This window comes from Micromonospora sp. NPDC050795, assembly GCF_044456785.1.
GTDB lineage: Bacteria > Actinomycetota > Actinomycetes > Mycobacteriales > Micromonosporaceae > Micromonospora.
This window is the reverse complement of record NZ_JBITGE010000021.1, coordinates 30,686-51,995: the sequence shown is the minus strand read 5'-3', so window position 1 is coordinate 51,995 and position 21,310 is coordinate 30,686. Positions and strand designations below refer to the sequence as shown.

Genomic DNA, 21,310 nt, shown 5'->3' with positions numbered 1-21,310 from the left:
GTTGGGCGATTGGGCCTATCCTCGCAGGAGGACTGGGGAGGGCCGTAATGGACGAGAACGCCGACCGGGCGCAGGTGCCCGGCCAGCAGCCGGTGCCGGAGCGGGACGTCGAACCACTCTGGCCGCCAGATCCGGGCGACCGGGGCGCGGTGCCGCCGTGGGCTGCGGTCGCCGAGCAGCGGGGTGGGCCGTCGCCGGTCACACATCCGGTCACGCCACCGGTGGCCGCGCCGCCGATCGGGCGACCGCCGGTTCCCGGCCAGCCCGGCGCTGCGGCCCAGTCGCCGCCCTCGCCGTCGGACTACCCGTCGCTCACCGGCGCCGTCCCGGCACCTGGGAGGTGGAGGGCCAGCGGCCCGTCCGGTGTCGGGTCTGGTTGGGCGCCGGCGCAGCCGAGTTGGCCGCCGCCGACCGACCCGGCCGCTTCGTCACCGCCGGCCGCTCCGCCGGCGACCGCGGCCCGGCCGACGCCGTCGTCGACCGGCCCCGGGGGCAACGGCGGGCCAACCGGCCCGGGGAGCAACGGCGGGCCAGCCGGCCCCGGCGTCCCGGCTGCCGCCGCGACACCGAGCACCACCGCCGCGCCGCGCGACGGCCGTCCCGCCGGGGGCGACGCGGGCAGTGCCGCGCCCGACGCGGCACGGGTGATGCCCGGCGACCGGGGCCCGACCGCCGCGCCGGTCACCCCGGGCGGCGTCGACCTGAACCTGCCGTTCACCCTGGACAACCCGACCGCCGCCGACCGCCCCGCCGCATCGGCACCCGCCGACCGCTCCACCTCGACCGCCGCCACCGACTCGCCCATTCCGGCGGCCACCGCGTCCGCTGCCAGCCCGAACGCCACCGACAGCCCGACGGTCGGCGGGGCCGGTGCGGACGGGTCCCCTGACGGGCCGGCGCGGCCGATCGCCGAGTCGCCGTGGGCGTACCCGCCGCAACGACCGTCCGGAACGACCGCGCCCGCTCCGGACGAGGCTGGCGCGACACCTCCGATCCCGCCTCCGCCTTCGGTCGTTCCGTACGCCGGTCCCGCGCAGGCACACCCCGGGCAGCCGTTCATCCCCGGTCAGGTCGGCCCGGCGCAGATTCCGCCGCCGCCCGACGTGACGCAGTTCAGCAACCCACCGCACGGCCTTGCCGCACCGCAGCACGCTCCCGGGCAGGCCGGGCCGGCGACCCCGCCGCCCGGGCCGTTCCCGCCCTCGCCGGGCTGGCACCCACCGCCCTGGCAGCAGGGCTCGCCCGGCGGCACGCCCGGGCAGCCGTACCAGGAGGCCGACGGGGTGACCCGGGTTCCGGCCCCCGCGTACCCGGACGCGGCGGCGTACCCGGACGCGAGCTGGACACCGGACACCACGGCCGCACCGACCGCCGAGGATTTCGCCCGACGCCGCCAGGTTCGACCCGCCGATCCGGTGGCGACCATGGGTGTACGCGCGGTGGTCAACAAGATGGGCCTGCTCCGACTCTCTCCGGGGCGGCACGAGCAGGAGCTCAAGCGGGACATCGAGATGGTGCGCCGCAACTTCGGCGGTCTGCGGCAGGTGACAGTCGTCAACCCGAAGGGCGGCGCCGGCAAGACGGTGGCCATCCTGCTGCTCGCGATGACGTTCGGTCAGAAGCGCGGCGGCTACGTGCTGGCCTGGGACAACAACGAGACCCAGGGCACGCTCGGGATGCGCGCCCAACAGGACTTCCACTCCCGCACGGTGCGGGACATGCTGCGTGACCTCGGGCAGTTCCAGGGTGCGCACGGGCGGGTCGGGGACCTGTCGCAGTACGTCCGCTCGCAGGGCGAGGGGATGTTCGACGTCCTGGCCTCGGACGAGTCGGCCACCGGTGGCGAGATGTTGACGGCTGCGGCGTTCGCCGAGATCCGGGAGGTGGTCAGCCGGTTCTACAAGTTGATCTTCGTGGACACCGGGAACAACGTCCGGGCGCAGAACTGGCAGGCGTCGATGGACGCCACCGACCAGTTGATGGTCACCATGTCGGCCCGTAACGACTCCGCCGAGACCGCCGCCCGGATGCTCGACCACCTGGAGCAGAGCGGCCGGCAACGGCTGGTCCGCCAGGCCGTGACCGTGGTGTCGATGCCACCGTCCCGCAAGGAGATCGACCTGCCGGCCATCCAGGAGCACTTCGCGGCCCGCACCCGGGCGGTTCTGCTGGCCCCGTACGAGCGGCTCATCGACAGCGGCGAGCCGATCCGGTACGGCGGGCTCTCCTCGGCCACCCGGGACGCCTGGCTGAAGATCGCCGCCGCGGTCGCCGAAGGGCTGTGACCCGCCGACGGCCGGCCCGGTCTCGGGCCGGCCGCCGGGGCAGGGGTCAGTTGCTCGCCAGCGCGTCCGCCGCTTCCGGGTCGCAGTCGCGCAGGAACTGGGCACAGCGGGCCGCCTCGTCGGCCTCGCCGATCTCGTCGGCGGCACGGGACAGCACGTAGAGGCAGCGGAGGAAGCCCTGGTTGGGCTCGTGTGACCACGGCACCGGGCCGTGCCCCTTCCAACCACTACGGCGCAGCTGGTCGAGGCCCCGGTGATAACCGGTGCGGGCGTACGCGTACGCCGTCACCACCTGGCCCTGTGCGAACGCCCGCGCCGCGAGCTCCGCCCAGGCCGCGCTGTAGGTCGGGAAGCCGGCCGCCACGTTGGCGTACGCCTCGTCGGTGCCGGCCTCGTCGGCGGCGGCCAGGGCGGCGTCGGCCTCGTCGTTCGCGGGCAGGCGGGTGGCCGGTGGCTCTGGCAAAAGGTTCTGCATCGCCCCATTCAACCCGCTGGACAGGGCGACACGCGAGCGGGTCGGCCGACGTGTCCCGCTGAACGGCTGAGGAGTTGGTCACGCCTGCGGCCTATGCCGCCGCCTGGTGTTTTCCACTACAAATAATGGTCCGGAGCCTCCCCAGGAACCGGTAATGCAGGAGCCCGGTGGCCACGACCATCGGGCTCCTGTCGGTTCCACCCCCGGCCCGAGGTTTGACCAGCCCCGACGGAGGGGCAGGATGGCCCGGTGCCGACCCCACCTCCCGCGGACGTCATTGAGCCGCACCTGCATGCCGGTGAGATCCAGACCCGGGCCGAGTTCGACCAGCAGCTGGCCACCGGTCGGCTGGCCGGGCTGACCGTGCAGGGCCTGCGGCTCGACCTCGCGCCGGTGCCCGACCTGACCGGCGTCGACGTCGCCGGCACCCTCTTCGTCGGTTGCCGGTTCGCGTCCCGGGACGTGGGTGCCGACCTGGTCCGGCGCGGCGCGAACGTGGTGCCGCCGTTCTCCGGGTTGCCGTACCCGAGCCAGCCGACGCACCTCTACACCCCGGACGACCTGGCCGCCGGGTTCGCCGAGGGCGGGTTCACCGGGATGTACGACACCCGGGTGTACGACCACTACCGGGCGCACGGCGGCGCGTTGCCGGACGTCAAGGAGGCGCTGGGTCAACGGCTGCACGATCACGGCGTGGACAACGCGCTGGCCGACGCCACCCGGGTCTGGCTGAATGCGTTCGGGCCGCAGTCGGTGGTGGGCATCATGGGTGGGCACGCGGTGCGGCGCGGCAGTCCCGCGTACCGGATGGCGGCCGTGCTGGGTTGGGAGCTGGCGCAGGCCGACCGACTGGTGGTGACCGGCGGCGGCCCGGGTGTGATGGAGGCCGCGAACCTCGGCGCCTACCTGGCGGACCGGCCGCAGACCGATGTGACGGCCGCGATCGACCTGCTGGCCACCGCCCCCGACTTCACCGACCACCACCGGTACACGGCCACGGCGCTGACGGTCCGGCAGCGGTACGCGGGGGTGCCCCGGCCACGTGGCGACGAGCTGGGCTGGGCGCGTGCGGGTGGTCTGGCCATTCCGACCTGGCTGTACGGGCACGAGCCGGCGAACCTGTTCGCCGGGCGGATCGCGAAGTACTTCTCGAACGCGATCCGGGAGGACACCATCCTGCGCCTCGCCCGGGGCGGCATCGTCTTCGCGCCGGGGCGGGCGGGCACGGTGCAGGAGGTGTTCCAGGCGGCCACCAAGACCTACTACGGCACCGACGGCGCCAGCGGGGCGTACATCTTCCTGGACCGCGCCTACTGGACCGGGGAGTTGCCGGTGGAGGCGCTGTTGCGTCCGCTGCTGGCGGCGTCCCCGTTCGGTGACCTGTCGTCGACGATCCACCTCACCGACGACGTTCGCGAGGCCGTACGCCTGCTGACGACCTGACGACCTGACGACGACGGCCGACTCCCAGTGCGGGGAGCCGGCCGTCGGGCGGGACGTCGTTACTTGGTCATCGTGGTGCCGGTCGAGCGCAGGTGCTCGCAGGCCTCGACGACCCGGGCGGCCAGGCCGGCCTCGGCGGCCTTGCCCCAGGCGCGCGGGTCGTACTGCTTCTTGTTGCCGACCTCGCCGTCGATCTTCAGCACGCCGTCGTAGTTGCGGAGCATGTGGTCCACGACGGGGCGGGTGAAGGCGTACTGGGTGTCGGTGTCGATGTTCATCTTCACCACGCCGTAGTCCAGAGCCTCGCGGATCTCGCTCAGCAGGGAGCCCGAGCCGCCGTGGAAGACCAGGCTGAGCGGCTTGTCCTTGCCGTACTTGGCGCCGACGGCGTCCTGGATCTGCTTGAGGATCTCCGGACGCAGCTTGACGTTGCCCGGCTTGTAGACGCCGTGCACGTTGCCGAAGGTCAGCGCCGCCATGTAGCGGCCCTTCTCGCCAAGGCCGAGGGCCTCGACCATGGCCAGGCCGTCATCGGTGGTGGTGTAGAGCTTGTCGTTGATGGCGTTCTCGACGCCGTCCTCCTCGCCACCGACGACACCGACCTCGATCTCAAGGACGATCTTGGCCTTGGCGGCCTCGTCGAGCAGCTGCGCGGCGATCTCGAGGTTCTCCGCAACCGGCACTGCCGAGCCGTCCCACATGTGCGACTGGTACAGCGGCTCCTCGCCGCGCTTCACCCGCTCCTGCGAGATGCCCATCAGCGGACGCACGAACCCGTCCAGCTTGTCCTTCGGGCAGTGGTCGGTGTGCAGGGCGATGTTCACCGAGTACTTCTTGGCGACCTCGTGCGCGTACGCGGCGAACGCCACCGCGCCGGTGACCATGTCCTTGATCGAGGGACCGGAGAGGTATTCGGCGCCACCGGTGGAGACCTGGATGATGCCGTCGCTCTCCGCGTCGGCGAAGCCCTTGAGCGCCGCGTTCAGCGTCTGGGAGGAGGTCACGTTGATCGCGGGGTACGCGAACCGGCCAGCCTTGGCGCGGTCCAGCATCTCCGCGTAAGCCTCGGGGGAAGCGATGGGCATGTGATGTGCTCCTTACTTACCACTCTCGGCCGTGCTGGCCGCTGTTCTTCATTTGTGCGCCGGACCGCGCTGTCCTCCGCCCGGAAGTATCCCGTAGGTGAGGTGCGCCGGAACAACCGACCCGGTGCTGGTCGTTCACCGGCGGTCCAGGTTGTCCGGCACGATGACGCTGATCAACCAGGTCACCACCGTCATCACGATGGCTCCCCAGAACGCCGGCCAGAATCCGTCCACCTGGAACGGCAGGTCGAGCCCGCGGGCGATCCGGTCGGTGAGCAGGAACAGCAACGCGTTGACCACCAGCGCGAACAGGCCCAGGGTCAGCAGGTAGAACACACACCCGACGACCCGGATCACCGGCTTGAGCACCGCGTTGATCACGCCGAAGATCAGAGCCACCACGATCAGGGTGAGGACGGTGTTGCCACCTGAGCGACCATGCACGTCGACGCCGGGCACTATCAGCGTGGTGATCCACAGCGCGACCGCGGTGATCGCCAGTCTGATGAGGAAGCCCACGGCACCATCCTGGCACCGGGGCGCGTCACCGAGGGCTGATTCCGCCTACTCGGCTTCCGGGCGGCGCGCCGGCCCAGCCCGTACGGTGGGTGGGAACCGTGCCCCGAGACCCCCGGGAGGGACGATGGGTCAGCCCGACGAGGACTTCACCCCCGGCGACCACCTCGCGCCCGACGAACGCGACCCCGAGGCGGACCCGGCGGACGCGGTCGAGCAGGCCACTGTCGCCGGCCCCACCGAGTTTGACGGTGAGCCGCACCGCGGCCTGGAGGTCGACGACTGGGACGCGATGGAGCAGGCCCGGGTGGTCACCGGGGACGAGGACGACTACCGCTGATTCCGCCGCGGGTCGGCTGCCCGTTGCGACAGGGGTGTTCAGCCGTTCGGGTCATTAGACAAATATCGATCCGGTAGGGGTTACCGGAGGGTCCGGGCGTCCCTAGGTTGGACGAGCGCCACCTGTACCCCCACGGGAGGACCCCATGCTCAAGCACTCGCTCCGCTGGCTGACCGGGCTCGGCGCGGCTGGCGCGCTGGTCGCCACCTCCGCCACCCCCGCCGTCGCTGCGGCCACAATCGAGCCCTACTTCCAGGACACCACCCTGGCCGTCGGCGCGACGCCGACCACCCGGGCCCTGTTCCTGTACGCCGACGAGCCGACGGTCCTCAAGGACGTCTCCGTGCGGTACGACTATCGCTCCCTGGCCTCCGAGATCACCGTGACCCCCGCCGAAGGCCAGAAGTGCACCGCGCCGGAGCCGGGCGTTCTCGTCTGCACGGAGCCCGCCGATGTCGCCCTCTACGAGATGCCGCCGCTGGGCAGCGGGATCTACCGCAACGCGGCAAAGCAGGTTCGCATTGCCCTCACCGAGGGTGCGCAGCTCGGTGACTCCGGGGACGTCGCGGTCAGCTACGAGGCCGCCGGCGGCCGGCGCGGCAGCTACACCTCCCGCGTACGGGTCGGCGAGGGGGTCGACCTGGCCGGCGGGCCGTTCACCGAATTCTCCTCGAAGCCGGGTGGAAAGCTGACCGTGCCGCTGGTCGTGGCGAACGCCGGCGACAAGGCCGTCAGCGGATTCGTCGCGGTCTTCGATTTCAGCTACTCGATCCGCGCCAAGGACCGGTTCAGCAACTGCCGCTACGCCGACGACCACCTGGTCTCCTGCCAGTTCGACGAGGACATTCCGGTGGGCACCAGGCTCGTCGCCACGCTGAACCTCGAACTCGCCACTGACACCTACGCGCCGACCAACCAGTCCGGCTACGCCCAATTCATGACCGTTGCCGACTTCGAGGACCTGACCCGGGTACGGGCAGCCGTCGGCGCCCGGACGGCCACCCCCGGCAGCGGTCCGAAACTGACTCTGACCGAGGCGCCCGGCAGGATGCGGCAGGCCGCCCAGACCGACGTCGGCCCCGGTAACGACTACACCGGGTGGACCATCAAGGCCACCGGCACGAACGGCACCGACCTCGCGGCGATCGGCGCCACGCTCAAGGGCACGGCTGGCACCGTCGTCACGGCGACCGTCGGCTTCCGGAACAACGGCCCGGCGACGCTCGACCGAACGAACGCGGACTACGAGGCCGCCACCCACACCGTCGTCGAGTTGCCACCGGGCACCACCGCCGTCGAGATCCCCGACACCTGTCAGTTGCGGCCGGGCACTCGCACGTACCAGTGCGCCTCGGAGATGCTGCTGGTGGCGGGGCAGACCTACACCATGAAGTTCCGGTTACGCATCGACAAGGTCATCGCCAACGCCCGGGGTGCGGTGCGGGTCAACGCACCGTGCGAGTGCGCACCGGGCGACAGCTTCCAGGACGACATCAAACCGGCCAACGACAAGGCGACCATAGTGGTCAACGCGGCCCAGAGCGGCGGTGGCCACGATGACGGTTATGGCGATGGCGGCGGCGGTGGCGGCGGTTCGCTGCCCATCACCGGCACCCCCACCACAGTGATCGCCGGCATCGGCGCCCTGCTGCTCGTCACCGGTGCGGGCTGCCACCTGCTCGCCCGACGCCACGGCGGCCGCTTCACCGCCTGACCCACCCCGACCCGACCGACGCCCCGCCGACCCGTACCGGGCCGACGGGGCGTCGTCGTGATGCCCTCGTCCGTCACCGGACGGGATTGACCTGCTCCGGGTGCTGCGCCACCCACTGCGCCAACCGATCCTCGCGCAGCGCGGCGAGGAACTCCGGGCCCTGCTTCGGGTTCAGCGGCAGCCGCGAAGCGTTGCCTGCCGGGGGACCGACCGGCAGGCTGAGCCCCACCGGGTCGACGCTCTTCAGCTCGGGCAGCACCGCCACCAGCCTGGTCAGCGGCAGGCCGTCGTCGTCGACCGCCAGACCCGTGCCGGCGGCCGACAGCAGCGCGGTGAGCCGTACCGGATTGGTCAGCACGTCCTGGGCGACCGCCCGCCGGACCAGCCCGGCCAGGTAGCGCTGGGCGTTGCGGTCCCGGTCCAACGTGCCGTCGGGCAGATACCGCCGTTGCCGCAGCAGGTCAACGGTGGCAGCCCCGTCGAGCAGCTGACAGCCGGCGGGGAAGGTCCGGCTGGTGTGCCAGGACCGCACCTCCTTCGGCAGACACACCTCCACCCCGTCGACCGCCTCGGTGATCCGGCGCAGACCGGCGAAGGTCAGCACCGCGCCGGCGTCGACGCGTACCCCGGTCAGGTCGGCGACCACCCGGCGGGTCAGGTCGTAGCCGGCAGCCAAGTCGGGCCGGGGCTCCCCGGCACCGCTGTAGAACGCGCTGTTGAGCTTGTCGATCCCCCGGCCGGGAATCGCGACCTCCAGGTCGCGCGGCAACGAGATGAGGTACGGCCGGCTCCGGTCGGCCGGGATGTGCACCAGCAGGACGGAGTCCGCCAACCGGTACGGCGGTTGCTCGCCGAAGCCGTCCACCCCGAGCAACAGGACGTTCAGCGCCCCGGACCGCGCCCCAGCCGGCTGACCGGACGACGACGGCGGGCCCTCCGCCGGCCGATCGGGGCGCAGTTGCGGCACCCCGACTCCGAGCGCGGCGAGCAGGGCGAGCGTGACGCCAGCGGCCTGGAACCGCTGCCGGCGGCGACGGCGGACAGCGGCGAGCCGATCGATCGCGACCCGCAGCGGGCCGGTCGACGGGGTCAACGTCTCGTGCCGGGCGAACGCGGCACGCAGGTCATCCTCGAGCATGTTCACGCCTCCACGTACTCGGCCCGGAGCGTGGCCAGGGCCCGGGAGATGGACGAGCGGACGGTCCCGACGGCACAGCCGAGGATGTCGGCGATCTCGACGTCGGGCAGGTCCTCGTAGTAGCGCAGCACCAGAGCAGCCCGCTGCCGACGCGGCAGCCGGGACAGCCAGGACCAGACCTGGTCCCGGTCCACGGCGGACTGGGCGTGGTCGGTGGGCACCGGCACCGATGCGTCGGGATCCCCGCGCAGCAGCACCCGGCGCACCCACGAGCCGCGCCGCCAGTCGACGTACTGATTGGTGAGCATCCGGCGTACGTAACGCTCGGGCGAGTCGGCCCGGGCGACCCGACGCCAGTTGAGCTGGACCCGGACCATGGTCTCCTGGACCAGATCCTGGGCCTGGTGTGGTTCGCCGGTCAGCATCACCGCGTACCGCAGTAGCGGGGCCAGCCGCGTGTCCGCGAACTCCTCGTACGTCACTGCACCTCCCGGGGGCTCCTGCCTCCCTTGACGGAAGCGGACCGACCGAACATTGCGGTGACTCTCATCAACCTTTTGGTTCGTCTTGCTCAGCGAGCGGCTTTGGGGGCTGCAGTCAGCCTTAGCGATTCCTTAAGATCCGCAGGCTCCACCTGATCCCCCAACTGGAGGAACCCCCCTCATGCTCACCCACTCCACCCGGCGTTGGCTCGCCGGACTGGGCGTAGCAGGCGCGTTCGTCGCCGCCGCCGCCAGCCCGGCCGTCGCCGCCCCGGAGGCGCCCATCGAACTGGGCGTCTACTTCAGCGACACCACAATTGCTGCGGGGTCCGAAGGCAAGATCGACTCCCCCCTCCTGTTCGCCTCCGAGCCGGTGGTGGTCGAAGGTCTCACTGTCACCTACGACTACCGGGACCTGAGCGGTGTCGTCCAGGTCAAGCCCGAATCATCGAGCTTCGACTGCAAGTCGCCGGAGGCCGGTGTTCTGACCTGCACCGACCCCTTCGAGATCGGTCTCGAGGAGTGGGCCTTCGGCGGCCTCTTCGAGGTGGCCCTGACGCCGGCCGCGAAGGCTGCCGACGGCGACACCGGCAACCTCAAGGTCACGGTCAGCGCCGAGGGTCTCGCTCCGGCCAGCCACACCGCCAAGCTGCGGATCGGCGAGGGCGTCGACCTGGCCGCCCCGGGCGAGGAAACCAACATCTCGTCCGCTCCTGGCGGCACGTTCAGCGCTCCGCTGACACTCAGCAACGCTGGCAATACCGCCGCCAAGGGAGCGGTCGCGGTCTTCGACCTCGACTACGCGATCCGCCCCGAAAAGCAGTACAGCAACTGCACCTACGAGGACGGTCACTTGCGGACCTGCGCCTTCGACGAGGTGACCGCCGCCGGCAAGGCCCGCTCGGTTTCGCTGTCCTACGTGCTCGGCAAGGACACCTACGCGCCGGGCAGCGAGTACGGCTACTACAACTGGATGACGATCGCCGAGTTCGAGGACTTCAACGCCTACCTCGAGGCCGGGGGCATCTCGGTTGGGAAGCCCGGCAACGGTCCGGTCCTGAGCCTTCCGGAGGTCCCGTCCAAGATGGGGGCGCGCGGCTTCCAGGCTGACACCGACCCGATGAACAACTGGTCCGGCATGAGCGTCAAGGTCACCGGCAAGAACGGCACGGACCTGGTGGCGGTCGGCGGCCAACTGACCGGCAAGGCCGGCGACGTGGTCACGGCCTCCGTCGGAGTCCGCAACGACGGCCCGGCCGCGCTGGACTTCGGCCGCTCGGGCACCCCGGTCACCAAGATCGACATTGCTGTTCCGGAGGGCACCACCGCAGTCGAGGTTCCCGAGTTCTGCGCGCCGCTCAACGGCGACGAGCAGGACTGGGAGAACGCCGGCAAGCCGGGCGCAAAGCTCTACCGCTGCTACCCGGACATCTTCATCGGTGTTGGTGAGGAGCAGTTGGTCGACATCGGCCTGCGGATCGACAAGGTGATCGAGAACGCGGCGGGCTCCGTCACCATCAACGCCAAGTGCGAGTGCGACGGCTTCACCGAGGACCTGAAGCCGGCCAACGACGTCGCCAAGATCCTGGTCAACGTGGCCGGCGGCACGGGCGGTGGCGACGGTGACGGTGATGGTGACGGCGGCTCGCTGCCGATCACCGGTCAGTCCACCGGGCTGATCGCCGGCCTCGGCGCGCTGCTGCTCGCCGCGGGCGTCGGCGGCTACCTGGTGGCCAAGCGCCGCCGGACCCGCTTCGTCGCCTGATCCATCCCGCACCACCGGTGCCCCGTCGACCACCACGGTCGGCGGGGCACCGTCGTTGGGCCCCACGGCGCGGGCGGGTGGTGACGGGCCGGTCCGGCGCGGCCGGGGCCCCGGGCTTCGGTACCCTTTGTGGCCGTGGACACAGCTGAGAAGACCCGCGCTCTCGTGGAGAGCGTCGCCCTGAACCCGCTCGATCCCAAGGATCTGTTGCAGACCTTCGGGCTGATCGGCGTGTGGGTGATCCTCTTCGCCGAGACCGGCCTGCTGGTGGGCTTCTTCTTCCCGGGTGACTCGCTGCTGTTCCTAGCCGGGGTGGCCTCGTCACCGGTGGCGGACGCGATCTTCGGTGACGGCACCCGCCTCTCCCTCGCCGGCCTGCTGATCGGTGGGCCGATCTGCGCGATCGTCGGGGCACAGCTGGGGCACTGGCTCGGCGCGCGGTACGGCCGGCCGATGTTCGAGCGGCCGAACTCCCGGCTCTTCAAGAAGGAGTACGTGGAGAAGGCCGAGTACTACTTCGAGAAGTTCGGCCCGGCGAAGGCCGTCGTGCTGGCGCGCTTCATTCCGATCGTCCGGACGTTCCTCAACCCGGTCGCGGGCGCGCTCGGCATGCCGGCCAAGAAGTTCCTGCTCTGGAACATCGTCGGCGCGGTGCTCTGGGTGGACGGCATCCTGCTGATCGGCTACCTGCTGGCCGAGCAGATCTACCAGGCCATCGGCGACAAGATCGACCACTACATCCTGCCGGTGGTGGCCCTGATCATCGTGATCTCGGTGCTGCCGATCTTCTTCGAGTTCCTGCGCGACCGGCGGGCTCGTAAGCGCGGCGAGGCGGTCGCGGTGGTCGCGGCGGCAAGCGCCGCCGGCGCCGTGGAGGCGGCCCGCGAGGCGTTCGACCACGACCAGCACCAGGACGGCCGTCAGCGCCCGGAGCACGGTCAGGACCGTTGAGCGGTACGACGACGGCCGGCCCCCTGGTGAGGGGGTCGGCCGTCGGCATGTCGCACCCGGCCTCCGGTGGTGCGACCGGGGCCGAGCAGGTGTCAACCACCGGTGGCGCCACCCCTGGCTCGCCACCGGACGCCGCCCCGGCTCGGGACGGCATGGTGCCTACGTCAGCGGGCCTTCTTGGTGGCCCGCTTACGCGGCGGGGTCAGCAGGTCGGCGATCGTCGCGATCGCACTCGGGACCAGGCTGTAGTACGCCCAGACACCGCGCTTCTCCCGCTGCAACAAGCCAGCCTCGGTGAGGATGCGCAGGTGGTGACTGACCGTCGGCTGAGAGAGGCCGAGCGGCGCGGTCAGGTCACAGACGCACGCCTCGCCCTCGGGGGCCGACTGGATCAGGCTGAGCAGCCGCAACCGAGCAGGATCAGCAAGGGCCTTGAGGACCCCGGCCAGACGCTCGGCATCGGCACGTTCGATCGGCTCGCCGTTTAGCGGCGAGATCTGAGGCATAGTCATTTCGGCCAACGCAGTTCCCACGTATTCCATCCTTCCACCAGCAGCATCGATCCGCCTGCATATCAGCAGATCCGAATCGGCAGACTTTTACGCCACAAGGCCGAGGTCAGCCAACGTATAGGCCGCCCGGTACGGCAATCCGGCGGCTCGCACCGCGTCGCCGGCGCCTCGATCAACAATAACCACCACGCCCACGACTTCCGCCCCGGCCTCGCGAAGTGCCTCGACAGCTGTCAAAACACTTCCGCCCGTCGTGGACGTGTCCTCCACCGCCAACACACGGCGGCCAGCCACCTCCGGTCCCTCGATCCGCCGCTGAAGACCGTGGGCCTTGCCCGCCTTGCGCACCACAAAGGCGTCCAGGGCCCGGCCGGTCGGAGCGGCGGCGTGCAGCATCGAGAGCGCGACCGGATCCGCGCCCAGGGTGAGGCCCCCAACGGCGTCGAACTCCCAGTCGGCGGTGAGGTCGAGCAACACCCGGCCGACCAGAGGAGCGGCCCGGTGATGGAGCGTGACGCGCCGCAGATCCACGTACCAGTCTGCCTCGCGCCCCGACGAGAGCACGACCCGGCCGTGGACCACAGCCAGGTCGGTAATGAATTTACGCAGGTCGTCGTGGTCCCCCATGGCGATAGAGGTTACTGCGCAACTCTGAACGCCGTATGCGGGGTCCACCCTGATCAGCCCCGAGGGGAACCGATGACTGGCGATGTTCGACTACGCTCAGCAACTGGCCCGACAGCGGCGTGCCAACGCCGTCCCACCACTCGCTCGGGGCCGGCGGGCCGGTCGAGGCTCAGCGCTCGTCGCGACCGATCCGGCCGCGGGTGTCCCGCGCGACCGCCTGGAGCAGCCGCCGCGGCGCGTGTCGCATACCTGCCACGACCACCTTGTACTTCCACGCCGGGATGCTGACCATCTTGCCTTTGCGCAGGTCACGCAGGGCTTCGTCCACCACATCCTCGGCCCGCAGCCACAGCCACTCCGGCGTCTTGGACATGTTGATGCCGGCCCGCTGATGGAATTCGGTGCGGGTGTAGCCGGGGCAGAGGGCCATCACCTGAACGCCGAACGGCCGCGCTGACTGGCCGACGGACTCACTGAAGTTGGTGACCCACGCCTTGCTGGCGGAGTATGTCGACCCGGGCATGGCCGTCCCGAACCCGGCGACCGAAGAGACATTTATCACTGCCCCATTTCGCCGTTCAGTCATCGGCCGAAGCGCCGCCAGGGTCAACCGCATGACCGCGTGCACGTTGAGTCGCAACAGTCGCGCCTCGTCCTCCGCCGTGGAGCGCAGGAACGGTTTGTTCAGGCTGATCCCCGCATTGTTGACCAGCAGGTGCACCGGGCTGCCGTCGGCGAGCCGCTGCTCCACGGTGGCGCAGCCGTCGTCGGTGGACAGATCCGCGGAGATCGTCTCCACCTCGCGTCCGGACGTGGAACCCAGCTCGGTGGCCAGCTCGGTCAGCCGCGCCGCGTCGCGGGCGACGAGCACCAGGTGCCAGCCGTCGGCGGCCAGGCGTCGCGTGAACGCCGCGCCGATGCCGGCGGTGGCCCCGGTGATCAGAGCTCGGCGCTCGGCAGTCGTGGGGTCGAGCGTCACGGAGTGGTCCTCACCTGGGCGGGTACGGGGGCGTATGCGGCGCCGACGAGGGCTGGGGCGGGGCGGGCGGGAACACGGGCGGTGCGGTTGGCGCCGTCGAGCGGTGGCGGCCGAACCAGCTGTTCGCCGCCGGCAGCGCCAGCAGCGAAGCTACTACAAGGTAACCGAGCGCCTGTGCGACGGAAAGCCCGGCGTTGAGCGGGATCCACCAGGACGGGTACGCGTCGCCGACCAGACCCAGCAACTCGGCGAGGGACTGGTCGCCGGAGCCCATTCGCAGTGGCGCGGCCCGTTCGCCGACGACCACCACCACGCTGCAACAGGCGGCGAACAGGCCGAGCCCGCTGACCACCCAGGTCGCCACCCGGACGCCGTTGCGACCTGCCAGCAGACCGAGGGCCAGGCCGGCGAGCAGCAGCGCGGACAGCACCGCCACCACCGCCGTCAGCACGGCCGACGCACGGAGCAGAGCCACCACGCCGTCGATCTGCTCCGGGCTCGCCGAGGTGTCGCGGGCGGCGGAGCGGAACGCGTCGACCGTCCCGCCCAGCACCACCAGGGAGACCACCGCGTACGCGAGCGCGGCGACCGCCATCACCAACAGCACCGTCGCGGCCGACAGGGCGGCGGCGGGCCGGCGGGCCGGTGCCGATTCCGGGTACGACACGACGAATCCCTCCGGTAGGCATCGGGTTGCAACCTACTCGGAGGGATCGTCGGCGTCGTGCTTATCGAGCCGTCAGTTGCTCGGCGGCGGAGTTGACCCGGGCCGATCCGTGGGCGGCGTGTCGTCCGGGCGGTCCGCGGCCGGTGGCGGGTAGCTCGGCTCCCCACTCGACGGATAACCCGGCTCACCGGATGCCTGCGGGTAACCGGGCTGGCCCGGCGCCTGCGGGTGGCCCGGGTAGCTGGCGCCCGGGGTGGGCGGCTCCCAGCCCGCGGTGGGCTTGCGGAAGAACGGGTTGGCCTTCGGCAGCGCCAGCAGGACCAGCGCCGTGATCAGCGCGATCAGGCTGAGCACACCCAGCAGGAGGCTGACCGGGGTCACCCAGGAGGGCAGAGCCTCCTCCAGGCGGCGCTGGATCTCCTCCGGGCTCGGCGCGTCGCCGGTGGTCCCGCCACCGGTGTTGAAACCGCCGGCCGCGTTGCTGAGCAGACCACCGCCCACGCAGCAGACCATGATGCCGCCGACGATCCAGGTGGTGATCCGGGCGCCGTTGCGGCCCTGGTTGTTGAACAGGGCCAGCACACCCAGCACGACCGCGAGCAGCAGCAGGACGATGCTCCCGCCGATGCCGATGACGGCGAAGACGTCGGCCACCTGGTCACCGTCGGTGGCGCTGCCCGCGTACGCCTCGCGGAGCGCGTCCCGAGTCTTGCTGAAGGTGCTGAGCGTGATGATCAGACTGATTACCTGGAGCGCCAGGAACAGGAAGAGCAGGTAACTGGAAATCGACACAATGGATGGCCGCTGACGGGCCGGCGTGCTCTGGGAATCGACCACGATTCTCCTTCCCTAGATCGCGCCCACACCGTATCGACAACCGGCCAGTTCGGCATGCCGTGACGAGCCCGGCGCGTCCGCCCGGGCCGGCTCGGCGGGCCTCAGGCCCGGGGCGGGCGGATCGTCAGGTCGGCGGGGTCGAGCAGGTCACCGCGGGCGACCCGCCAACCCTCTTCGCCGTACGCCTCGAAGGACAGCCGCGCGGTGCCACCGGACTGGTAGTCGTGGTAGCGCATCGTCCCGGTCGACGGCAACTCGGTCTCTCCGGTCGCGGTGTAACGCGCCTGCCCGGTCTCGGCCCAGGTGTAGCGCCGCCTGCCGAGTTCGATGGTCGGGGCGCCCGGGGTGACGGTGGCGCCCGGCTCCGGGGTCCAGAAGACCAGCTCGAGTTCGGGGCCGTCCTCCACGGAGAGCCGGTGCCGGGTGCCGGAGTCGTCGTCGAGGAGGTGCTGCACCCAACTCCAGTCGCCCTCGACCAGGCGGATCGTGGCACTCACCGCGTACTCCCGCTCGCGGATCCGCACGCTGTCACCCGGAGCCAGCCGGCGGAGCGGGCCACCGCCCGGCGGCTCCGCCGGCTGGCCGGGGGGCCGGCCCGTCGGCCGTCGGCGGGCCCGCACGACGACCACGACCACCGCGAGTACGGCAACAGCCGCCACCAGGCACGTCACCAGCGCGTCCACGCGACCACCTCCCCAGGTACGTCGGCGCAGACGGTAACAACCGTCGGCACCTGGAAGGCCCGCGCTGTGGCCGACAGCTCAGCTAGCGGATGTGATCGGGTGCGTCCTCCGGGGGCGGCACCGGCGGTCCCGTCGGCCCTGGTGAGGCGCCCGGGGCTCCCGGCGTCAGGTGCGCGGCCGGGTCGGGGCAGATCAGGTAGCCGGGTGGGAGCGGCTGGTTCGGCGGCAGGAAGCCCGGCACGAGCGGAGCTGTCGGGTATCCGTAACCGGTCGGCGCGTAGGTCGGGAAGGGTGTCACCCAGGCCGGCCCGGGCAGCGCCTCGTTCGCGGTACGCGGCACGAACCAGCGGTTCGCCGGCGGCAGCGCCAGCAGCAGGGTCACGGCTGCGGAGAGGACCAGAACGGTGAGCACACCCAGCCCTGCCGCCGGGAAGAGCAGGTCCTCCCAGGGATCGGTGCCGGCGTAGAGCGTGTCGTAGAACGTCGAGGTCTCCCACTCCTCGTCCCAGTCCGGTGGCGGCTCGTCGCCGATCTCCGGCATGGTCAGCAGCGGCACGAGAAAGCCTCCGGAACAGCACTGCCCGAAGCAGACCAGCAACTGCGCTCCACTGGCCACGAAGACCAGGATCCGCGCGACGTTGGCGCCCTGCCGGACCGGGACGGCGGTGGCCGCAAACCAGACCGCGAGCAACACGGCCGGCACGCCGAGGATCAGCGTCATCACGACGTTGCCCTGCCGCTCGCCAGCCACCTCGTCCGGGTCGGCGTCCGGCACCAGTCGTACCGCGCGGTCGATCTGGCCATCGAAGCGCACCGCCTCGACCACCGTCAGCGCGGCCAGGCCGAGCAGCACCAGCACCACGGCCAGTTGCAGCCAGAAGGCGATGGTCACGGTGGCCGGGCGAGGCGGACGCGGCGCGGTGGCGGGCGGGCTCATGGCTCGCAACGTACGGTGCGTCGTCAGCAACCGGCAGAACCGATCGGGCAGCGCCGACCGGCGAATGGATCATGCTGCGGCGAGCCGCCGACTGGCGTAGGTGCCGAGGGTTTCCCGGTCCATCACACAGCCGACGAAGGTGGTCAACTCGCTCGGATCATCCCGCAGCGACGTCCACGTCGCTCGGGCCGTCTCCGGGTCGACCCGCTCCAGCAGCGTGGCCGCGTACGCCCGGCCGGCGGGTGTGCCGTCGGCCAGCACCCGGTCGAGCTGGCGGCGTACCTCATCGGGGTGGTCGCCGACGGCGGCCTCGACCCGTTGGTACGCCTCGGTCACCGGCAACAGGGTGCCCGCGATCCCCACCCCACCAAAGGCGAGCGTGTCAGCGGCCACCAACTCGTCGACGGCGGCGCCCAATTCGCGCTCCCAAGCCTTCCGCATTCCAAACATGCCTCCACCCTTTCCCCGCCTGCCCCCGCTCCACCCTGTTGATCAAGAGGTTTGCGTCATGGGAAGACGCGAACCTCTTGATCACCGCGTTGAAGGGTGGTTAGGCGGGGGATACGGAGAGGGTGTTGGTTTCGGTGGAGCGGTCCACCTTCACCGTTTCTCCGTCTCGGATTGATCCGGAGAGCAGGGCCTTCGCCAGTTGGTCTCCGATCGCGGTCTGGACCAGACGACGGAGGGGTCGCGCACCGTAGATCGGGTCGTAGCCGTGCTCGGCCAGCCAGTCCCGGGCGGCATCGGTGATCTCCAGACCCAGCCGGCGATCGGCCAACCGCCGCCGCATCCGGTCCAACTGGATGTCGACGATGGAGCGCAGGTCGTCCCCTCGCAGCGAGGCGAAGACCACCATGTCGTCCAGCCGGTTGAGGAACTCCGGCTTGAAGTGCGACCGGACCACGGCCAGCACGCCCTCGCGGCGCTGCTCATCGGCGAGCGTCAGGTCGCTGATCACCGACGACCCGAGGTTGGAGGTGAGGATCAGGATCGCGTTACGGAAGTCCACGGTGCGGCCCTGGCCGTCGGTGAGCCGACCGTCGTCGAGCACCTGGAGCAGCACGTCGAAGACGTCCGGGTGAGCCTTCTCCACCTCGTCCAGCAGCACCACCGAGTACGGGCGTCGGCGCACCGCCTCGGTGAGCTGACCGCCCTCGTTGTAACCGACGTAGCCGGGTGGGGCACCGACCAGGCGAGCTACCGAGTGCTTCTCGCCGTACTCGCTCATGTCGATGCGGACCATGGCCCGCTCGTCGTCGAAGAGGAACTCGGCGAGGGCCTTGGCCAGCTCGGTCTTGCCGACGCCGGTGGGGCCGAGGAAGAGGAAGCTGCCGGTCGGGCGGTCCGGGTCGGCGATACCGGCCCGGGCACGGCGTACCGCGTCGGAAACGGCGCCGACCGCCTCGGTCTGGCCGACCACCCGGCCGCCCAGCGACTCCTCCATCCGCAGCAGCTTGGCCGTCTCACCCTCCAGCAGGCGTCCGGCGGGGATGCCGGTCCAGGAGGCGACCACGGCGGCGATGTCGTCCGCGCCGACCTCCTCCTTCAGCATCGCGCCGTCGGCCTGGAGTTGCGCCAGCTCCTCCTCGGCCTGCTTCAGCTCGACCTTCAGGGCGGGGATCCGGCCGTAGCGCAGTTCGGCGGCGCGTTCCAGCTCGCCGTCCCGCTCGGCCCGCTCGGCCTCTCCGCCGAGGCGTTCCAACTCCTCCTTCGCCGTGGAGAGCTTGGTGATGTGGCTCTTCTCCGTCTGCCAGCGCTCGGAGAGCACCGTGAGCTGCTCGCGCTTGTCGGCCAACTCCTTGCGGAGCCGCTCCAACCGCTCGGCCGAGGCGGCGTCCGGCTCCTTGGCCAGGGCCATCTCCTCGATCTCCAACCGGCGGACGGCCCGCTCGATCTCGTCCACCTCGACCGGACGTGAGTCGATCTCCATCCGGAGCCGGGAGGCGGACTCGTCGACCAGGTCGATCGCCTTGTCCGGCAGGAACCGGTCGGTGATGTAGCGGTCGGACAGCGTCGCGGCGGCCACCAGCGCGGCGTCGGTGATCCGTACGCCGTGGTGCACCTCGTAGCGCTCCTTGAGCCCACGCAGGATGCCGATGGTGTCCTCGATGGTCGGCTCACCGACCAGCACCGGCTGGAAACGGCGCTCCAGCGCCGGGTCCTTCTCGATGTGCTCGCGGTACTCGTCGAGCGTGGTGGCACCCACCATCCGCAGCTCGCCGCGGGCCAGCATCGGCTTGAGCATGTTGCCGGCGTCCATCGAGCCCTCGCCCTTGCCGGCGCCGACGACGGTGTGCAGTTCGTCGAGGAACGTGATGACCTGCCCGTTGGAGTTCTTGATCTCTTCCAGGACGGACTTCAGTCGCTCCTCGAACTGGCCGCGGTACTGCGCGCCGGCGACCATCGCGCCGAGGTCCAGCGAGATCAGCTTCTTGTCGCGGAGTGATTCGGGCACGTCGCCGGTGACGATCCGCTGGGCCAGGCCCTCGACGATCGCGGTCTTGCCGACGCCGGGCTCGCCGATCAGCACCGGGTTGTTCTTGGTACGCCGGGAGAGCACCTGGATGACCCGACGGATCTCGGAGTCCCGGCCGATGACCGGGTCGATCTTGCCGTCGCGGGCGCTGGCGGTGAGGTCGACGCCGTACTTGGTCAGGGCCTGGTAGGTCTGCTCCGGGTCGGCGGTGGTGACCCGACGGTCCCCACCGCGCACGGTCGGGAAGGCGGCGACCAGGGCATCCTCGGTGGCACCGGCGGTCTTCAGCGCGCCGGACACCGCCCCGCCCACCCGGGCCAGGCCGGCGAGCAGGTGCTCGGTGGACGTGTACTCGTCGCCCAGCGGCCGGGCGATCTGCTCGGCGGCACCGATGGCGTTGACGAACTCCCGAGCCAACGTCGGCTCGGCGATGCTGGAGCCGCGGGCGGCCGGCAGGTTGTCGACCGCGCGCTGGGCGGCCTGGCGCAGCTCGGTCGGGTCGGCCCCGACGGCGCGCAGCAGACCGGTGGCGGTCGAGCCGTCGGTGTCCAGGAGTGACAGCAGCAGGTGCCAGGGCTCGACTGTCGCGTGGCCACGCTGGTTGGCCAGCGCGACAGCGCCCGTGATGGTTTCGCGGCTCTTGGTGGTGAGTCTTTCGGTGTTCATGGGCTCCCCCGGATCGGCGTTGTCCACTGGGTTGGACACAACCAGAGTTGAGCGTATTCCGCTCAACCTTAGCGCGTGACGCCCATCACTCCCGGCGTCGCCACCGCCAGTCGAACTCCCCGGCCGCCGGGGCCGGGCCCGGCAGCGGGCCCTCGTCCGGCACCGACGACAGGCCCGCCACCAGGACCGCGAGCTGGCGACGGCGCAGCTCGCGGGTTCGCTCCGGATCCGGTACGCGGACCGCGGCGCACGCCTCCAACAACAACCCCAGATCGTGGACGACCGCGTCGGGGCGCAGCCGCCCGCTCGCGTGGGCCCGGTCGACCAGGGCGGAGGCCAACTCACCGGCGCGCACCGCGTCCCGACCCATCTCCTCAGTCGGGGTGAAGGTGCCGGCCAGGTGGACGGTGAGCGAGTGCACGTCGGCGTCGACCACCCGGGCCAGGAAACCGGTGAACGCGGCCCAGTCGTCCGCCTCGGCGAGGGCGGTCTCCGCCTCCGTGACGTACCGGCGCAGCCCGTCGTGGCAGAGCTGGCGCAGCAGGTCCTCCTTGCCCGCGTACCGCCGGTAGAGGGCGCTGATGCCAACGCCGGCGCGCTCGGCGACGGCGGCGATCGGGGCCTTCGGGTCGTCGAGGAAGACCGCGCGGGCGGCTTCGAGGATGACCTCGTCGTTGCGGGCGGCCTGGGCGCGGCGACCGCCGAGGGTCTTGCCGGACGTCGTTGACATGC

The 21,310-nt window shown here is 71.0% G+C and carries 21 protein-coding genes; 6 read left to right on the top strand and 15 right to left on the bottom strand.

What is annotated here, in order from left to right; genetic code table 11:
- The first annotated feature begins 47 nt into the window (after positions 1-47).
- Positions 48-2,285 carry a chromosome partitioning protein gene (locus ACIBEF_RS19535; RefSeq protein ID WP_396794640.1) on the top strand — a complete coding sequence of 746 codons (2,238 nt, stop codon included), beginning with the start codon at positions 48-50 and terminating at the stop codon, positions 2,283-2,285.
- A gap of 46 nt (positions 2,286-2,331) precedes the next feature.
- Here the strand turns inward: ACIBEF_RS19535 and ACIBEF_RS19530 are convergent, their stop codons facing one another.
- The gene (locus tag ACIBEF_RS19530; protein WP_396794639.1) at positions 2,332-2,760 is read right to left on the bottom strand and encodes a DUF3151 domain-containing protein; all 429 of its coding nucleotides are present in this window, start codon (positions 2,758-2,760) and stop codon (positions 2,332-2,334) included.
- A 249-nt stretch (positions 2,761-3,009) separates the two neighbouring features.
- Between ACIBEF_RS19530 and ACIBEF_RS19525 the strand changes: the two genes are divergently transcribed.
- Entirely contained in the window at positions 3,010-4,203 is a 1,194-nt protein-coding gene (locus ACIBEF_RS19525; protein WP_396794638.1) for an LOG family protein, read from the top strand.
- A 59-nt stretch (positions 4,204-4,262) separates the two neighbouring features.
- On the opposite strand, the gene fbaA is transcribed toward ACIBEF_RS19525, so the two are convergent.
- Both fbaA and ACIBEF_RS19515 read right to left on the bottom strand, forming a co-directional pair.
- Entirely contained in the window at positions 4,263-5,288 is a 1,026-nt protein-coding gene (gene fbaA / locus ACIBEF_RS19520; RefSeq protein WP_355004685.1) for a class II fructose-bisphosphate aldolase, read from the bottom strand.
- A 135-nt stretch (positions 5,289-5,423) separates the two neighbouring features.
- Positions 5,424-5,807 carry a phage holin family protein gene (locus ACIBEF_RS19515; protein WP_030491363.1) on the bottom strand — a complete coding sequence of 128 codons (384 nt, stop codon included), beginning with the start codon at positions 5,805-5,807 and terminating at the stop codon, positions 5,424-5,426.
- A gap of 124 nt (positions 5,808-5,931) precedes the next feature.
- Here ACIBEF_RS19515 and ACIBEF_RS19510 point away from each other — a divergent pair, with 124 nt between their 5' ends.
- Positions 5,932-6,144 (top strand): hypothetical protein, encoded by a 213-nt coding sequence (locus ACIBEF_RS19510; RefSeq protein ID WP_396794636.1) that lies wholly within the window; start codon positions 5,932-5,934, stop codon positions 6,142-6,144.
- Positions 6,145-6,289: 145 nt separating this feature from the next.
- The gene (locus tag ACIBEF_RS19505; protein WP_396794635.1) at positions 6,290-7,858 is read left to right on the top strand and encodes an LPXTG cell wall anchor domain-containing protein; all 1,569 of its coding nucleotides are present in this window, start codon (positions 6,290-6,292) and stop codon (positions 7,856-7,858) included.
- Positions 7,859-7,931: 73 nt separating this feature from the next.
- On the opposite strand, the gene ACIBEF_RS19500 is transcribed toward ACIBEF_RS19505, so the two are convergent.
- The gene (locus tag ACIBEF_RS19500) at positions 7,932-8,996 is read right to left on the bottom strand and encodes an LCP family protein (protein WP_396794634.1); all 1,065 of its coding nucleotides are present in this window, start codon (positions 8,994-8,996) and stop codon (positions 7,932-7,934) included.
- Positions 8,997-8,998: 2 nt separating this feature from the next.
- Positions 8,999-9,478 (bottom strand): SigE family RNA polymerase sigma factor, encoded by a 480-nt coding sequence (locus tag ACIBEF_RS19495; RefSeq protein ID WP_396794632.1) that lies wholly within the window; start codon positions 9,476-9,478, stop codon positions 8,999-9,001.
- 181 nt (positions 9,479-9,659) lie between these two features.
- Between ACIBEF_RS19495 and ACIBEF_RS19490 the strand changes: the two genes are divergently transcribed.
- Together ACIBEF_RS19490 and ACIBEF_RS19485 are read left to right on the top strand one after the other, a co-directional pair.
- Positions 9,660-11,243 (top strand): LPXTG cell wall anchor domain-containing protein, encoded by a 1,584-nt coding sequence (locus ACIBEF_RS19490; RefSeq protein WP_396794631.1) that lies wholly within the window; start codon positions 9,660-9,662, stop codon positions 11,241-11,243.
- A 129-nt stretch (positions 11,244-11,372) separates the two neighbouring features.
- On the top strand, positions 11,373-12,194 hold the full coding sequence (locus ACIBEF_RS19485; protein WP_396794630.1) for a DedA family protein: 822 nt from the start codon (positions 11,373-11,375) through the stop codon (positions 12,192-12,194).
- Positions 12,195-12,358: 164 nt separating this feature from the next.
- Here the strand turns inward: ACIBEF_RS19485 and ACIBEF_RS19480 are convergent, their stop codons facing one another.
- From ACIBEF_RS19480 to ACIBEF_RS19435, 10 genes are all read right to left on the bottom strand, one after another.
- Positions 12,359-12,736, bottom strand: coding sequence for a helix-turn-helix transcriptional regulator (locus tag ACIBEF_RS19480; protein WP_030332125.1), 378 nt, complete (start codon positions 12,734-12,736; stop codon positions 12,359-12,361).
- Between the two features lie 57 nt (positions 12,737-12,793).
- Positions 12,794-13,333, bottom strand: a complete 540-nt coding sequence (pyrE, locus tag ACIBEF_RS19475; protein WP_112586136.1) for an orotate phosphoribosyltransferase — start codon at positions 13,331-13,333, stop codon at positions 12,794-12,796.
- 169 nt (positions 13,334-13,502) lie between these two features.
- Positions 13,503-14,312 (bottom strand): SDR family oxidoreductase, encoded by an 810-nt coding sequence (locus ACIBEF_RS19470; RefSeq protein ID WP_357225866.1) that lies wholly within the window; start codon positions 14,310-14,312, stop codon positions 13,503-13,505.
- A gap of 10 nt (positions 14,313-14,322) precedes the next feature.
- Positions 14,323-14,979: a hypothetical protein gene (locus tag ACIBEF_RS19465; RefSeq protein WP_396794629.1), complete on the bottom strand. Its 657-nt coding sequence runs from the start codon at positions 14,977-14,979 to the stop codon at positions 14,323-14,325.
- A 72-nt stretch (positions 14,980-15,051) separates the two neighbouring features.
- Positions 15,052-15,816, bottom strand: a complete 765-nt coding sequence (locus ACIBEF_RS19460) for a hypothetical protein (protein ID WP_396794628.1) — start codon at positions 15,814-15,816, stop codon at positions 15,052-15,054.
- 101 nt (positions 15,817-15,917) lie between these two features.
- Positions 15,918-16,499, bottom strand: coding sequence for a DUF4178 domain-containing protein (locus ACIBEF_RS19455; protein WP_396794626.1), 582 nt, complete (start codon positions 16,497-16,499; stop codon positions 15,918-15,920).
- An 82-nt stretch (positions 16,500-16,581) separates the two neighbouring features.
- A complete protein-coding gene (locus ACIBEF_RS19450) occupies positions 16,582-17,436 on the bottom strand; it encodes a hypothetical protein (RefSeq protein ID WP_396794625.1) in 855 nt (284 codons plus the stop codon).
- Between the two features lie 69 nt (positions 17,437-17,505).
- Positions 17,506-17,886, bottom strand: a complete 381-nt coding sequence (locus ACIBEF_RS19445) for a hypothetical protein (RefSeq protein WP_396794624.1) — start codon at positions 17,884-17,886, stop codon at positions 17,506-17,508.
- Between the two features lie 100 nt (positions 17,887-17,986).
- Entirely contained in the window at positions 17,987-20,578 is a 2,592-nt protein-coding gene (gene clpB / locus ACIBEF_RS19440) for an ATP-dependent chaperone ClpB (RefSeq protein WP_396794622.1), read from the bottom strand.
- Positions 20,579-20,663: 85 nt separating this feature from the next.
- Positions 20,664-21,308, bottom strand: a complete 645-nt coding sequence (locus ACIBEF_RS19435) for a TetR/AcrR family transcriptional regulator (protein WP_396794621.1) — start codon at positions 21,306-21,308, stop codon at positions 20,664-20,666.
- Positions 21,309-21,310: the final 2 nt, after the last annotated feature.

What these genes read in the sequence shown, in the direction of transcription:
- clpB (WP_396794622.1), bottom strand. Translation starts at nt 20,578, where the DNA reads ATGAACACCGAAAGACTCACCACCAAGAGCCGCGAAACCATCACGGGC.
- ACIBEF_RS19500 (WP_396794634.1), bottom strand. Translation starts at nt 8,996, where the DNA reads ATGCTCGAGGATGACCTGCGTGCCGCGTTCGCCCGGCACGAGACGTTG.
- pyrE (WP_112586136.1), bottom strand. Translation starts at nt 13,333, where the DNA reads ATGGGGGACCACGACGACCTGCGTAAATTCATTACCGACCTGGCTGTG.
- ACIBEF_RS19450 (WP_396794625.1), bottom strand. Translation starts at nt 17,436, where the DNA reads ATGAGCCCGCCCGCCACCGCGCCGCGTCCGCCTCGCCCGGCCACCGTG.
- ACIBEF_RS19480 (WP_030332125.1), bottom strand. Translation starts at nt 12,736, where the DNA reads ATGGAATACGTGGGAACTGCGTTGGCCGAAATGACTATGCCTCAGATC.
- fbaA (WP_355004685.1), bottom strand. Translation starts at nt 5,288, where the DNA reads ATGCCCATCGCTTCCCCCGAGGCTTACGCGGAGATGCTGGACCGCGCC.
- ACIBEF_RS19510 (WP_396794636.1), top strand. Translation starts at nt 5,932, where the DNA reads ATGGGTCAGCCCGACGAGGACTTCACCCCCGGCGACCACCTCGCGCCC.
- ACIBEF_RS19530 (WP_396794639.1), bottom strand. Translation starts at nt 2,760, where the DNA reads ATGCAGAACCTTTTGCCAGAGCCACCGGCCACCCGCCTGCCCGCGAAC.
- ACIBEF_RS19435 (WP_396794621.1), bottom strand. Translation starts at nt 21,308, where the DNA reads ATGTCAACGACGTCCGGCAAGACCCTCGGCGGTCGCCGCGCCCAGGCC.
- ACIBEF_RS19490 (WP_396794631.1), top strand. Translation starts at nt 9,660, where the DNA reads ATGCTCACCCACTCCACCCGGCGTTGGCTCGCCGGACTGGGCGTAGCA.
- ACIBEF_RS19505 (WP_396794635.1), top strand. Translation starts at nt 6,290, where the DNA reads ATGCTCAAGCACTCGCTCCGCTGGCTGACCGGGCTCGGCGCGGCTGGC.
- ACIBEF_RS19535 (WP_396794640.1), top strand. Translation starts at nt 48, where the DNA reads ATGGACGAGAACGCCGACCGGGCGCAGGTGCCCGGCCAGCAGCCGGTG.
- ACIBEF_RS19445 (WP_396794624.1), bottom strand. Translation starts at nt 17,886, where the DNA reads ATGTTTGGAATGCGGAAGGCTTGGGAGCGCGAATTGGGCGCCGCCGTC.